Origin of the sequence: Roseinatronobacter sp. (assembly GCF_051859525.1) — a bacterium.
In the GTDB taxonomy this organism is placed as follows: Bacteria; Pseudomonadota; Alphaproteobacteria; order Rhodobacterales; family Rhodobacteraceae; genus Roseinatronobacter.
In genome coordinates, this window is sequence record NZ_JBHYFM010000009.1 from 98,877 (window position 1) to 113,312 (window position 14,436).

Annotated in this window: 13 protein-coding genes; 10 read left to right on the top strand and 3 right to left on the bottom strand. The window is 59.0% G+C overall.

The features are described from left to right. Positions 1-130: 130 nt before the first annotated feature. Positions 131-562 carry a BLUF domain-containing protein gene (locus ACTIE1_RS09640; RefSeq protein ID WP_439563044.1) on the top strand — a complete coding sequence of 144 codons (432 nt, stop codon included), beginning with the start codon at positions 131-133 and terminating at the stop codon, positions 560-562. Positions 563-643: 81 nt separating this feature from the next. After that, positions 644-3,040 carry an ATP-dependent helicase gene (locus ACTIE1_RS09645; protein WP_439563353.1) on the top strand — a complete coding sequence of 799 codons (2,397 nt, stop codon included), beginning with the start codon at positions 644-646 and terminating at the stop codon, positions 3,038-3,040. Between the two features lie 535 nt (positions 3,041-3,575). Here the strand turns inward: ACTIE1_RS09645 and ACTIE1_RS09650 are convergent. Continuing rightward, positions 3,576-3,788 (bottom strand): DUF1127 domain-containing protein, encoded by a 213-nt coding sequence (locus tag ACTIE1_RS09650; RefSeq protein ID WP_439563042.1) that lies wholly within the window; start codon positions 3,786-3,788, stop codon positions 3,576-3,578. Between the two features lie 216 nt (positions 3,789-4,004). After that, positions 4,005-4,439, bottom strand: coding sequence for an HIT family protein (locus tag ACTIE1_RS09655; RefSeq protein ID WP_439563041.1), 435 nt, complete (start codon positions 4,437-4,439; stop codon positions 4,005-4,007). 135 nt (positions 4,440-4,574) lie between these two features. On the opposite strand from ACTIE1_RS09655, the gene ACTIE1_RS09660 reads away from it, so the two are divergent. From ACTIE1_RS09660 to ACTIE1_RS09675, 4 genes are all read left to right on the top strand, one after another. Then, positions 4,575-5,645 carry an Mrp/NBP35 family ATP-binding protein gene (locus ACTIE1_RS09660; RefSeq protein ID WP_439563040.1) on the top strand — a complete coding sequence of 357 codons (1,071 nt, stop codon included), beginning with the start codon at positions 4,575-4,577 and terminating at the stop codon, positions 5,643-5,645. Between the two features lie 155 nt (positions 5,646-5,800). Beyond that, a complete protein-coding gene (locus ACTIE1_RS09665) occupies positions 5,801-6,253 on the top strand; it encodes a hypothetical protein (protein WP_439563039.1) in 453 nt (150 codons plus the stop codon). A 3-nt stretch (positions 6,254-6,256) separates the two neighbouring features. Then, positions 6,257-7,774 carry a tripartite tricarboxylate transporter permease gene (locus ACTIE1_RS09670; protein ID WP_439563038.1) on the top strand — a complete coding sequence of 506 codons (1,518 nt, stop codon included), beginning with the start codon at positions 6,257-6,259 and terminating at the stop codon, positions 7,772-7,774. A 137-nt stretch (positions 7,775-7,911) separates the two neighbouring features. Next, positions 7,912-8,838 carry a Bug family tripartite tricarboxylate transporter substrate binding protein gene (locus ACTIE1_RS09675; protein WP_439563037.1) on the top strand — a complete coding sequence of 309 codons (927 nt, stop codon included), beginning with the start codon at positions 7,912-7,914 and terminating at the stop codon, positions 8,836-8,838. Positions 8,839-8,886: 48 nt separating this feature from the next. On the opposite strand, the gene ACTIE1_RS09680 is transcribed toward ACTIE1_RS09675, so the two are convergent. Further along, positions 8,887-10,551: a GMC family oxidoreductase gene (locus ACTIE1_RS09680; protein ID WP_439563036.1), complete on the bottom strand. Its 1,665-nt coding sequence runs from the start codon at positions 10,549-10,551 to the stop codon at positions 8,887-8,889. A gap of 263 nt (positions 10,552-10,814) precedes the next feature. Here ACTIE1_RS09680 and ACTIE1_RS09685 point away from each other — a divergent pair, with 263 nt between their 5' ends. The 4 genes from ACTIE1_RS09685 to ACTIE1_RS09700 all read left to right on the top strand — a co-directional run. Continuing rightward, positions 10,815-11,687, top strand: coding sequence for a DMT family transporter (locus ACTIE1_RS09685; protein WP_439563035.1), 873 nt, complete (start codon positions 10,815-10,817; stop codon positions 11,685-11,687). A gap of 17 nt (positions 11,688-11,704) precedes the next feature. Further along, on the top strand, positions 11,705-12,616 hold the full coding sequence (locus ACTIE1_RS09690) for a DMT family transporter (protein WP_439563034.1): 912 nt from the start codon (positions 11,705-11,707) through the stop codon (positions 12,614-12,616). Between the two features lie 176 nt (positions 12,617-12,792). Continuing rightward, positions 12,793-13,902 carry a cystathionine gamma-lyase gene (locus tag ACTIE1_RS09695; protein ID WP_439563033.1) on the top strand — a complete coding sequence of 370 codons (1,110 nt, stop codon included), beginning with the start codon at positions 12,793-12,795 and terminating at the stop codon, positions 13,900-13,902. A gap of 202 nt (positions 13,903-14,104) precedes the next feature. Further along, on the top strand, positions 14,105-14,436 hold a 332-nt coding region (locus tag ACTIE1_RS09700; protein WP_439563354.1), incomplete at its 3' end, for a CBS domain-containing protein.

Below are 14,436 nucleotides of genomic sequence, written 5' to 3' on the forward strand. Positions count from 1 at the left end.
AGCTGAGCATGCACATCGGGGATTGGCAAGCGTTGCAATGTGTTGCCTTCGGGCAAAAATGCATCAGGGATACACCGGATATTAAGGGTCTGCCGATACCGTGTCTTTTGTCAATCTTGGAACAGGTGCAATGCGCAGGATCGTATATCTTAGCTCGGCCAGAACGGCGCTGGATAAAGAGCAGGTTGAAGAAATTTTGCATCTGTCCCGACGCAATAACCAGGAAGCTGGCATAACCGGATTTCTGGCATATCACGACGGGTGCTTTTTTCAGGTGATTGAAGGGCCGGATGTGGCAATTGAACGTGCACTGACGCGCATTCGCCTTGATACACGGCATTCCGGCATGTTGGTTTTGTCCGACACCGATGCGGAACACCGTGCATTTCCGGACTGGCGAATGGCCTTTGTTGCCAGATCGGAACTGGCGGGTGTCATGGACAAGGCGGCCATACCATTGGCCGACATCGCGCGGCAGGCCAGCAGCCTTAGTGATGATATGCGCGTGAACAAATTGTTCAAAAGCTTCCTTGCCAGCTTTCGGGATTTAACCGCCAGCTAACGGGCGCGCCCGTTGCAATCTGGTGGGAACGTAGTGCGAACACGGCTTTCCCTTCGGCGCGGTTTTGGGTATTGTCGGGGGATGAGTGATTTTAACGCCGATCTGCCCCTGTCCGCCCGCGCCATGGCTGCGCGTCCTGCCCCCTATCTGGACGGGTTGAACCCCGCCCAACGTCAGGCGGTTGAGGCGCTGGACGGTCCTGTGCTGATGCTGGCAGGTGCCGGCACCGGCAAGACCAAGGCGCTGACGGCCCGTATCGCGCATTTGTTGAATTCCGGCCGCGCCTTCCCGTCGCAGATTCTGGCCGTGACCTTCACCAACAAGGCCGCGCGCGAAATGAAACTGCGCGTGGCGGGGTATTTGGGCGAAGCGGTAGAAGGCATGCCGTGGCTGGGCACCTTCCATTCGATCAGCGCAAAACTGCTGCGGCGGCATGCGGAACTTGTGGGTCTGAAGTCCAGTTTTACGATTCTGGACAGCGACGACCAGTTACGCCTGCTGAAACAGTTGATTGCAGCCGCCAATATCGACGAAAAGCGCTGGCCCGCGCGCCTGCTGGCGGGAATCATCGACCAGTGGAAAAACCGCGCATGGACGCCGGAACAGGTGCCCGCCAGCGAAGCAAGTGCCTTCAACAATCGCGGGACGGAACTCTATGCCGCGTATCAGGACCGGCTGAAAACGCTGAACGCCTGTGATTTCGGGGATTTGTTGCTGCATTGTATCCGGATTTTTCAGGCCCATCCTGATGTATTGCAGGGGTATCAGACGCGGTTTCGCTATATTCTGGTGGATGAATACCAAGACACCAATGTGGCGCAATATCTGTGGCTGCGCCTGCTGGCGGGGGCGCATAAGAACATTTGCTGCGTGGGCGATGATGACCAGTCGATCTATGGCTGGCGCGGGGCCGAAGTGGGCAATATCCTGCGGTTTGAACGTGATTTTCCGGGCGCGACGGTTGTGCGGCTGGAACAGAATTACCGGTCTACCCCGCATATTCTGGCCGCTGCCGGACAGGTGATTGCGGGCAATGAAGACCGCCTTGGCAAGACCCTGTGGACCGAAGCGCAATCTGGCGAAAAGGTCCGGCTGATCGGGCATTGGGACGGCGAGGAAGAGGCGCGCTGGATCGGCGAGCAGGTCGAGGATTTGCAGCGTGGCACGCGTGGGCTGGAACCGTTCGCGTTGAACCAGATGGCGATTCTGGTGCGGGCCAGCCACCAGATGCGCGCGTTTGAAGACCGGTTCCTGACCATTGGCCTGCCGTATCGCGTGATTGGTGGCCCGCGATTTTATGAACGCATGGAAATCCGTGATGCGATGGCCTATTTCCGGCTGGCGGTCAGTCCGGGCGACGATCTTGCCTTCGAACGGGTGGTCAATACGCCCAAGCGGGGGCTTGGCGACAAGGCGCAACAGACCATCCAGCGCATTGCGCGCGATGCGGGTGTGCCCTTGGTGCAGGGGGCCGCGCTGGCGTTGGAACAGGGCGCGCTGGGCGGGCGGGGTGCAAAAGCGCTGCGCGACCTGCTGGACGGAATCGCGCGGTGGCATGCGGCCGTGGGGGGCACAATCGCCGGTGCAGCCGATGATGAATTGATTGACACGCTGGACACCGCGCCCTTGCACGCGCAGGTCAGCCATATTGAGTTGGCCGAACAGATACTGGAGGAGTCCGGCTATACCGAAATGTGGCTGAACGACAAAACACCCGAAGCGCCCGGGCGGCTGGATAACCTGAAAGAACTGATCAAGGCGCTGGAATCATTTGAAAACCTGCAAGGATTTCTGGAACATATCGCGCTGGTCATGGACAATGACACGGATGGGTCCGATGACAAGGTCAGCATCATGACGCTGCATGGCGCGAAGGGGCTGGAATTTCCGGTGGTGTTTCTGCCCGGCTGGGAAGACGGGTTGTTTCCGTCACAGCGTTCCATGGATGAAAGCGGACTGAAAGGGCTGGAAGAGGAACGCCGCCTTGCCTATGTCGGCATTACGCGCGCCGAGCAGCTTTGCACCATCAGTTTTGCCGCGAATCGCAGGGTTTACGGGCAGTGGCAGGCGCAGATGCCGTCGCGTTTTGTCGATGAATTGCCCGCAGATCATGTGGATGTGTTGACGCCGCCGGGGCTGTATGGCGGCGCGGGCATGGCGGGCAGCATGGCGCAAAGCACGGTCGAGGATCGCGCCATGCGCGCAGATGTCTATAATTCCCCCGGCTGGCGGCGGTTTCAGGCGGCGCAATCGCGCCCGACAGCCAAGCCGCGGCCCGCATCAAAGATGGTGATAGATGCAACAGCTTTACCGGCGTTCGAACAAGGCGCGCGGGTTTTCCACACCAAATTCGGCTATGGGCGGGTGGCATCGGTCGACGGGGACAAATTGTTTGTCGAATTCGAGAAATCCGGCCCGCGTCATATTGTGGCAAAATTCGTGGTCCCCGCAGATCAGGCGGATGACGTCCCGTTCTAGGACATGTCGCGTTCATTCGTATTCACGCGACATGCTCTAACTTATTGGCTTTGTATGTTCGAGAAGCTCAAAACCGGTTCCCACTTTTGAGCAACATGCTCTAAAGCACGCAGTACAGAAGTTTCTTGCAGGAAGGCGCGTGCGGCCACGGGGTAGAGCAGGGGTACGAATGCGAATGCGCGCGAGCCGCGCCAAGGCGGCACCGCTGGAATGACTGCCATACTCTGGAAAATAAAAAGGCGACAGTCCCAGGGAGGAGGAGGGGGACTGCCGCCGATTTGCCATGACCCCAGGGAGGAGGAGGGGGCCGTTGCAATGTCCGGATCAGGTGATCCGATATTCGAGGGACAGAGCGGCCAGGGAGGAGGAGGGCCACTTTGTCCCAACGATCACCCCTAGGGAGGAGGACGGGGCGGTCGTCTGTGTGCCGGTTTCAAGCTTTCTGCTATCGCCGGAATGGGGTGACGGTGATTGGGGAGGAGGATCAATCACCGTCGCTCTCGGGTCCCAGGGAGGAGGAGGGGACCCAAAATCGTCAATTCTCGTATGCGGCCTCGTATGCCAGGCGCGTGATCATGGAGCGGCTGATGCCAAGGTCATCCAGTTCACGGCTGCTCAGCCGGCTTAGTTCGTCATGCGTGCGCTTGTAAACGCGGTAGCGTGCGAATGTGTCGGCAACGCTTTCAACCCAACCCATCAGGTAAGATACGGGGCGTGCGGACCCTACATTTGCAGTGATATGTGCCATGTTGCACCTTCTCTTTCAGTCTGTCTGCGGTCAGTGCCGCGTCTCGTTGAAATCAAAATAGCAACTTGCTGCGCTTGCACAACATACGATGCTGCAATGCAGCTATGCAGTAGCGTCATGTTTACGTTAGGGAAATTTCAGGACTGCCTGAAAAATGAACCATTTGGTCCAGAAAACTGTCGGGCAGGTCCGGATAACTGCAACCTGAGAGTCAGGTTAACCGGCAATTTGTGCCGCAAAAATGTTAGCGATATCAGCAAGTTCCTGCGCATCAGCTTGTGGGGGCGCGCTGAACGAGTCGATCCCGTCCTGTAAATAGGCGGCAGATGTCACGTCATGCACATGATGCATGGGAACGACATGTGCATGGGCATGCGGGACGTGAATTCCGGTATAAAACATTGAAACCCGCGGCACCTGATAGATTATTTTTTGTGCGCGCGCGATCTTCTGCGCACAGGTCGTTATGCGTGTTGCCAGTTTTTCGGGCAATTCCTCGAACCAGACATGGTGTTCTTTGGGAATCACAAGGCTATGCCCTGCGCGAACCGGGTGCAGGTCCAGAAATGCAAGGATGTGGTCATCCTCATAAATCTTGTGTGCGGGCAGCGCGCCGGTGGCGATTTTGCAAAACAGGCAATCGTGGTCCATCCTGGCACTCCTCTATCATGGATGCCTATATTTGCACGCGACCTGTCCCGTGACAATTTGTATTCAGGCCCGACGCCCCTTGTCGATTGCGCGCGAAAAGTCCATTTGTCGGGGTGCAAGCGGAAGGAAACTGGCATGAATGTAACGCGCGAAACGGTCCTTGAGGCCCTGAAGAAGATCGACCTGCCTGACGGTGGCGATTTGGTGTCGCGTGATCTGGTGCGCGCGCTTGTGGTTGATGGCGGTGCCGTCCGTTTCGTACTGGAGGCTGATACAGCGGAAGCCGCGCAACGGCTAGCACCTGTGCGACAGGCGGCCGAGGCCGCGATCAAGGCCCTTGACGGGGTTGTGCGCGTGTCTGTTGCCCTGACCGCCCATAGTCCGGCCCCAAAACCCAAGGGGGCCGCGCCATCCTTGAAAGTCGGCGGCCACCCGCGTCCGCAGGGGGACAAGCAAAATGTGCCCGGTGTGCGCCATCTCGTGGCGGTCGGGTCCGGCAAGGGCGGTGTTGGCAAATCCACGGTGGCCTCGAATCTGGCGGTCGCGCTGGCGCGTCAGGGTTTGCGCGTAGGCTTGCTGGATGCTGACATTTACGGCCCAAGCCAGCCCAAGATGATGGGGGTCGATCGCAGGCCCGCCTCGCCCGATGGCAAGAAGATCATCCCCCTGCAGGCGCATGGGGTTACGATGATTTCCATAGGCCTGATGCTGAAGGCAGATGATGCAGTCATCTGGCGGGGGCCGATGCTGATGGGGGCATTGCAACAGCTTCTGACCCAGGTGGAATGGGGACAGTTGGATGTGCTTATCATCGACATGCCGCCGGGAACCGGTGATATCCAGCTGACATTATGCCAGAAATTCGATGTGCGCGGCGCGATTGTCGTCTCGACACCGCAAGATGTGGCGCTGCTGGATGCCCGCAAGGCGTTGCGCGCGTTCCAGACATTGAAGACCCCTATTCTTGGGCTGGTTGAAAATATGTCGACTTATATTTGTCCGAATTGCGGGCACGAGGATCATATCTTCGGCGAAGGTGGCGTCCGTGTCGAAGCCGAGAAACAGGGACTGCCCTTCCTTGGGGAATTGCCGTTGAGTGTCGAGGTGCGGCTGGCCGGTGACGGGGGTATTCCTGTCGCGGCCACTGACAGCCCTGTTGCGCGTGCCTATGACCGGATGGCAGCACGGCTGATCGACGTTATCTAGCCCCGTATGCGGCCGCGCTGTGTGCGGCCGCATACGGAGGACCGGATTTCACAAAGCATTTGTTTCGCAAACGGGTTGCCAGTGCTGCGCATCCTGTGCAACAGTTTGTTCATAAGCGACAGCTAGAAGTCGCAAAAATGACAGGGACGAACTTCATGCCAAGATCAGATTTCTGGTCCGGGCTTGCCGTGGCCGCTTTCGGGCTTCTGGCTTTGCTTTGGGCAATACCAAATTACGCGGGGTCGAACCCGTTTGCGCAAATGCCGCCTGAACTGGTGCCGGGAATCGGCGCATGGCTTATGGTCATCTGCGGCGGCATTATTGCCCTGAAGGGCCTTGTTCAACTGCTGCGCGAGCGTTTGACACTGGTCACAACAGAACTGAGTTGGGCCGCCATTGGCTGGGCTGCATGGCCGTTTCTCTATGTCGGGGTGGCAATCTGGTTCATGTCATTCATCAAGATCACATGGTTTGGTGCCTTCCTGATTGCAGGCATGTTGATCCTGCTGGGGGAACGGCGCTGGTATATGATCCTTGGGTGTTCGGTTGTCCCCGTGGTGCTGCTGTATGTTCTGTCAGTGTATATGATGCGCGTCGGGGTGGTGTAGCACATGGATTTTTCCGCAGTAGGTTCTGCCGCCGCCGAAGCGCTGACGCTGGCATCTTTCATTGGAATCGGGGGCGGGGTGCTGCTGGGTTACGTTGTTGGCGTAATTCCCGGCCTGTCGCGGTCCGTTGCGATTTCAATTGCAATTCCGATGACATTCTACATGTCTCCGTATATCGCGATTTCCTTTTTGATAGGGCTGTCCAAGGGCACGGCCGCAGGCAGTGCGGTTTCGGCCATCTTGCTGAACGCCCCGGGCGAGGCATCTTCGGCCGCGACGGCGCTGGACGGCTATCCGATGGCGAAACAGGGCAAACCCAAAACCGCCTTGCAAATCGGCCTGATCGCGTCGGTGATGGGCGACATTCTGGCCACGATCATTCTGATTTTCGTGGCCATTCCGTTCGCCCGTGTGGCGCTGATGTTCGGCCCTTATGAAATGGCGGCCATTCTGGCCTTTGCACTGGTGTTTATCGCGGGCCTGTCGGGGGGCAATATCTTCAAGGGGCTTGCTGCGGGGGGCTTGGGTATTTTTCTGGGAACAGTCGGTCTGGACAACCAGACCGGATTGCCGCGCCTGACCTTCGGATATACCGAACTTATGGACGGCATGCCTTTGATTGCAGTTGCCATCGGCACGCTGGCGCTGTCGGAGATGTTCGTGCAATCCGAAAAGCTGCGGTATGAACGCGGCACAATGTCGGTTGCGCTAAAGAAGGATGACAGCGACCGGATGACATGGCCGATCTTCCGGCGTATTTTTCCAACCATTCTGCGCGGCACAGGTGTTGGCACATTCGTTGGTGCCCTGCCGGGGCTGGGGCCTTCGGTCGGGTCGTTCATGTCCTATGGTATGGCGCAAAAGGCGGCGAAAGACCCGCAAACATTCGGCAAGGGGGAACCCAAGGGGATTGCCGCCGCTGAATCGGCTGATAACGCCGTTATTCCTGCGGCATTGATCCCGCTATTCGGTCTGGGCATTCCGGGCAATGTGTCGGCAGCCCTGCTGATCGGGGCATTCGCCATTCATGGTATCACGGTCGGGCCGCTGCTGCTGCGCGACAACCCCGAACTGCTGTATTCCATTTTTGCAGGCATGATCCTTGCATCGGTCATCATGCTGGCGCTGGGCTGGTTCGGGCTGATGTTTTTTGCACAGATCACACGTGTGCCCCCGCATGTTGTCATTCCTGTTGTCATCTTCTTCTGTCTGGCCGGAATGATGCTTCAGGGCTATGGCACGTTCGGCTTGGTTATTCTGATGGGTTTCGCGCTTCTTGGCTATTTGATGAAAAAATATGACTATAGTTTCGTAACCTTCCTTGTGGCCTTCATCATCACCCCCATGCTGGAGTTGAACCTGCGCCAAAGCATTATTCTGTCGCGCGGGAACTGGGAAATTCTGCTGGGCCGGCCGATTGCGATGTTCTTTATCGCCTGCACTGTGTTGGCCCTTGTCACGCTGATCATCCGCACCTTCCGCACTGACAAGGCCGCTGGTGGCGCCCCAACGTCCGAATAGATCGGGGCTGCGCAACGGGTGTCGCCGAAATTTGTTGCAGTGATCCTGTCTTCAAGACTGCAACAATTCAACCGCCGGACGCTGTCAACAGTAGCACCGGCACCGAGAAGACATATGACCAACAGGAGTAGAGCAAGATGAAAAAGACCTTTGCAGCCATATTGGGCGCAACCATGATGACAGCGCCGATGGCGCTTGCCGCAGATTGGCCAACGCGTCCGCTGACCATGGTCATCGGCTTCGCGCCCGGTGGTTCGACAGATATTCAGGGCCGTGTTCTGGCAAATGTCATGGAAGAATTCCTTGGCCAGCCGGTGAATGTTGTTAACCAGCCGGGTGGCGGTTCTGCGGTTGCGTTTACACGCCTGAAGAACACCGAAGCGGATGGCCACACCTTTTTGTTCGGCGGAACCACAGCGCTGACCTTCACGCCGATCATCACGCCGGTGGAATACGAGATTGACGATTTCGAATATCTGGCCGCCGTGGCCGTAGGCCAGAATGCGATTGTGACATCTGCCGAACAGCCTTTCAGCACCTTTGACGAGATTATCGCCTATGGGAAGGAAAACCAGATGACCTATGCCCAGCAAACCCCGCTGGACGAGGCCATCATTCGCGCCATTGCCGAAGAAGAAGGGCTGGATCTGGCGATTGTCCCCACCGGTGGTGGTGGCGGGATGGCCCCGCTGGTCCTGGGCCGAGAGGTTGATTTCGCCTATTCAGGCGGGACGCATGCGCAATACACGCCCACAGGCGAAATGGTCGTCGCGGCCTTCATGTCGGCCGAGCGCAGCCCGTTCTACCCTGACACACCAACCCTGATGGAGCTGGGATATGACTATTCCATCGAGGATTATCGCAGCATCATCGTGCCGCAAGGTGTCCCCGAGGAGGTGAAAGCCCGTTTGATGGAAGCTGCCGAATACGCAAGCGAAAGCCAGACGTTCAAGGATATCACCGAAGGCAACACCTTCTTTCCGGTTGTGTTCATCGGACAAGAGGAAATGGAAGCCAATGTGCGCCGCATCCGTGCGTCAACAGAAGAAGTGATGGCAGACTGACAGACCTGATGCGATTGCTGCCGGCGGTGTGTCCCACTGCCGGCAGTGTCAGCGCGCGTCCGTGATGATATAGCGCGCGGCTTTCTCGGCGATCATCAAGGTCGGGGCGTTGGTGTTGCCGCTTGTGATCTGCGGCATAACGCTTGCGTCCACAACGCGCAGCCCTTCGATGCCGCGCACCCGAAGCCGTGTGTCGACCACGGCCATCGGGTCATCATCGCGCCCCATTCTGGCAGTTCCGGCGGGGTGGAAAATCGTGTTGGCAATATCGCCCGCCAGCGTCGCCAGTTCCTCATCGGTCTGGAACTCGATCCCCGGTTTCCATTCTTGCGGGTTGAACGCCTGCATCGCCGGTCGGGCCATGATATCGCGCACCTGCCGCAGGCTTTGCGCCGCGACCAGACGGTCGGTTTCGGTGGACAGGTAATTGGGCGCAATTTCGGGCGCATGCGTGAAATGGCCCGACTTTATGCGCACATGCCCGCGGCTGGTGGGGTTCAGGTTACATACGCTTACGGTCATCGCGGGAAACGGGTGCAAGTCTTCACCGAAGGCGTCAAGGCTAAGGGGCTGCACATGGTATTCCAGATTTGCATGCGGCAGGCTGGGATGCGAGCGTGTAAACGCCCCTAACTGGCTGGGTGCCATGCTCATCGGGCCGGATCGCTTCAGCGCATATTCCAGCCCGATGCGGGCCTTGCCCCATAGCGAACCGGCAAGCGTGTTCAGCGTTTTGGTATTTTCCACCTTATAGACCGCGCGGATTTGCAGATGATCTTGCAGGTTTTCCCCCACACCCGCCAAATCCTTGACCACATCAATCCCGTGCGCCCTTGACAATGCCGCCGGACCAACGCCCGAAAGTTGCAGTATCTGTGGTGAGCCAATCGCACCGGCCGACAAGACAACCTCGGCGCGGGCGCTTGCCGTGACTGCCGCGCCGTGCTTGCGGATAACGACACCCGCACAGCGGGTCTGCCCTGTGGCGGTTTTGTCGAAGATCAGACGCTCGGCCTGACTTTCGGTCCAGATTGTCAGGTTCTTGCGCGCTTGAGCAGGGCGCAGGAACGCCTTTGCACTGCTCCAGCGCCAACCCGATTTCTGCGTCACCTCGAAATATCCGACGCCCGAATTGTCGCCAGTGTTGAAATCCCCTGTGCTCTGGATGCCCGCCTCATTGGCCGCGGCGGCAAAGGCTTCCAGCACATCCCAGCGCAGGCGCTGCTTTTCGATACGCAATTCGCCACCGCATCCGTGCAAGTCCGAAAACCGGCTGTTATCGCCGGTTCGCGGGTCTGCGCCGTCATCCAGTTTGTAATGGTCCTCATGGGCCTTGAAATCGGGCAGGGCGTTGTCCCAGGTCCAGTCATTATCTCCGGTCAGTTGTGCCCAGGCGTCATAATCGCGGGCCTGACCGCGCATGTAGATCATACCATTGATAGATGAACAGCCGCCCAGTGTCTTGCCGCGCGGATAGCGCAAGGACCGCCCGTTCAGGCCCTGTGTCGGTTCTGTCTGATACAGCCAGTCAGTGCGCGGGTTCCCGATGCAATACAGATACCCCACCGGCACATGAATCCACAGGTAGTTGTCCTTGCGCCCCGCTTCCAGCAGCAGCACCTGTTTGGTCGGGTCCGCGCTCAGGCGGTTGGCCAGCAGACAACCGGCCGTGCCGGCGCCGATGATGATGTAGTCAAAAACTGCGGCGGGCATAAAAAACTCCGGTATTTTGCGCGAAGCGGCTGTATCAGGTTATCTTTCCCATATGCCCGTTCAGGGCTGCGCTGACGGCGGGGTTCTTGTCCGTGTCCGTTGAACGGATAGATATTGCCGGTCTGGGCAGGGAACACAAGCCTTGGACGGCAGGTCATGTTTCCACACACGCACCGCCGTTTGCGCCGATGGCGCGGCCAGTCTCGTATCCTGCGCGGGCTTCTGATAGCACAGCGTGATCAAGACCCCGATCCGGAGCGAATATGCGCAGTCTTGCTGCCCTGAACACACGCGAAACACCGCTTGCGATTGCCACGATCTGCGCCGGTGTGGCCTTTTTGGTGGCCAATGACGCTGCGGCCAAGCTGCTGACGGACCGGTATACACCGATCCAGATTGTCTTTTTGCGCAACCTGATTGCCGTACCAATTATCACCGCGATCATCCTGACGGTATTTGGGTCGGCAGCCCTCCAGACACGGCATCTGCGCTTGCATGCGTTGCGCGGGGCGTTGATGGTGACAGGCGCGTGGCTTTATTTCACGGCGCTGATCTACATGCCGCTGGCCGAAGCCACCGCGCTGGTCTTTTCGGCGCCGATCTTCATCACTGCGCTGTCGGTGCCCCTGCTGGGCGAGCATGTTGGCTGGCGGCGCTGGGGGGCAGTCTTGTTGGGATTCGCTGGTGTTCTGGTAATCGTGCGCCCCGGCAGTGAGGCGTTTCAGCTTGCTGCCCTGCTGCCGGTCGGAACCGCATTGTGCTATGCAGTTTTCATGATCAGCGCGCGCTGGATCAATCGCACCGAAAGGCTGTGGACGATGATGCTGTTCGCGATGCTGTTCCCGATGATCTATGCCGCACCTTTTGCGCTGGTCAACTGGGTGCCCGTGCAGGCGGCTGATGCCGCATTATTCGTTGCACTGGCTGTGTTTGGCAGTCTTGGGCTGGCCTTGATCGGTCAGGCGTTCCGTATGGCACCTGCCGCCATTGTGGCGCCGTTTGATTACACCGCCCTGATCTGGGCCACGGGGCTGGGCTGGCTGATCTGGGGGGACGTGCCGATGGTCTGGACCATTCTGGGGGCTGCAATCATCGTGGTCAGCGGGATTATCATTATCCTGCGAGAGGCGCGCTAGATGCGGGGTCGGACAGCATGATGACATCATCAGTGGCAAAGACTGTGTTGCTGACCACCCTCGCGATGATGGCTTTTGCCGCGAATTCTGTCCTGAACCGGATCGCCCTTGCCGAGGGCGCGGCAGACGCGCTGACCTATACCGGCGTCAGGCTTGCCTCTGGCGCAGTGATGCTTGTGTTGATCCTTGTTTGGCGCGGGGGCTTTGCGCGACTGGGGCAGATGGGCGGCAGCATAGGGGGGGCGACTGCACTGTTTGTCTATGCCATCGCGTTTTCCTTCGCGTATCTTGAGCTTGCTGCGGGAACCGGCGCGCTGTTGCTGTTTGCGACCGTGCAACTGGGCATGCTGGGCTGGGCCATCAGAAAGGGTGACATGCCGGGCTGGCTAGAGTGGGGCGGTTTTGCAGTGGCGGCCGTGTTTCTTGTGCTGCTGTTGTTGCCCGGCCTTTCGGCGCCAGCGCCATCGGGGGCTGTGCTGATGGTGGTCGCGGGGCTGGCTTGGGCAGTCTACACGCTGCTGGGGCGCGGTTCCGCGCGGCCGCTTGTTGATACGGGCGGCAATTTCCTGCGGTGTTTGCCCCTTGCGATACTGCTGATCCTGCCGGGAGTTTTTATGCAAAGCACAAGCCTTGCGGGATGGATTTATGCCATAGCGTCCGGTGCGCTGGCCTCGGGGCTGGGATATGCCATCTGGTATGGCGTTCTGCCAGCGCTGGAGCGCAGCACGGCCGCCTATGTGCAGCTGAGTGTGCCTGCAATTGCTGCCTTGGGTGGGGTCGTGTTTATCGCCGAGCCGCTGACATTGCGCCTGATGCTTTGTTCGGCAGGCATACTTGGCGGTATCGGTCTGGCATTATGGGGGGCAGACCAGCGCAAGCGCGCTGCGCGGCACGTCACGCCCGCCTCCCGTGCAATGAAAAAGGGATGAAGCCTGTGGGGACATTCAAGCGGATTCACTTGTTTCCACCGGCCGGCCTGATTGCCTGTGCAAGGGGTTGAGTGCCCTGCCGCAAGCCGCTACGTTCCGCCAGCCGCACGCATGCAAGCCGTTGATCTTGGGGCGGTGATGGCGTCACTTTCCATACACATCCCGCAGGACCAGAAATGACATCAGAGACGACAGACGCCCGTATCGCCCGCCTGCTTCATCACCGCAAAGCGGGCCTGTCATTGGGCGAGCCTGTGGTGCCTGCAATCTCGGTCGCGACCACGTTCCATTTGCCACAAACCCAAGGGGCCGTGCATTCCTATGGCCGTGCAGGCCAGCCCACATGGGACGCAGTCGAGGCACAGCTTGCGATTCTGGAAAATGCCGAGGTGGTTGCCTTTCCGTCGGGAATGGCCGCGATCACGGCAGCACTTGTGGTCTGCTTGAGGGCTGGCGCGCGCGTGATGATCCCATCAGATGGGTATTATGTGACGCGGCTTCTGGGCCGTGACATGTTGCAGGTTTACGGCGTCGATGTGGTGCCCGTCCCGACGCTTGATATGGAAACTGCCGATTTCACCGGATTCGACGTGATCTATATCGAGACCCCCTCGAACCCCGGTCTGGACACTGTTGATATCGCGACCATCACAGCGCGTGCCCATGCTGCGGGCGCGCGGGTTATCGTAGACAACACCACCATGACGCCCCTTCTTCAGCGCCCGCTGGATTTTGGGGTCGATCTGGTTGTGGCCGCTGACACCAAGGCCCCGTCGGGCCATTCCGACGCACTTTTCGGGCATGTTGCGGGGCGTGACGGGGTGCTGATGGCGCGTGTCGCGGACTGGCGGCGGCAATCGGGGTCGGTCCCCGGCCCGTTCGAGGCCTATCTTGTCCACCGCGGGCTGGAAACGCTGGAGGTGCGCCTGACCCGTATGTGCGCCTCGGCTGCGGTCATTGCCGAACGGCTGGCTCAGCACCCGCATGTGCGCGCTGTGCGATATCCGGGCTTGCAGGATGATCCGTCATTCAAGGCCGTGGGGGGCCAGATGGTCAATGGCGGCTTCCTGATCGGCTTTGAGTTGGCAGATGCAGCCACGGCAGAAAGAGTCCTGTCCTGTTGTCCGTTGATCGAGCAGGCCACCAGCTTTGGCGGCGTCCATTCTGCCGCGGAACGCCGCGCGCGCTGGGGCGACACGGTCGCAGACGGGTTTATCCGACTGTCAGTTGGTATCGAGCCGGTGGAAGAACTGTGGCGCTCTATCGACGCGGCGCTGGTGGTTTAGGCCCTGAAAGGCGGTGTCGGTCAAATCCTGCCGCCGGCCCCCGGTGATATCATGCCATTTCGCTTGCGAACCGGCCCACAACGTGCCGTCAGGTTCCTGCGCGTAAAATGCCTTAAGCAGGTTCCGCATTTGATCGGGGATTGCCGTTCTGGCGGGGATGTCATGGGGCGGGCGTTTTCGGGGGCAGGCGGCCTGCGTTTTCGTGATCGATGACGACGGCTGCTACAAGGGCTTTGTCCGGCTTTCGGCGCTGCTGCGCGCAGACGGGGACAGCCCTGTCAATACCTTCATTGATGGCGCGGATCTGGCCGCCCCGCATGACATGGAACAGGAAGCCGCCGCGCGCAGATTGCAGTTGCGCGACGTGCCCTTGCTGCCGGTCGTCAACGCCAAATCCAAGATGATCGGTGTTCTGACCTTCGATGATGCAATGGATATTCTGGAACAGGAAACCACAGATGACATCATGTTCAAGGCCGGTGTGGGCGATGTGTTCAACACTGATGATCACATCCGGTCCGAGAAACTGACCCA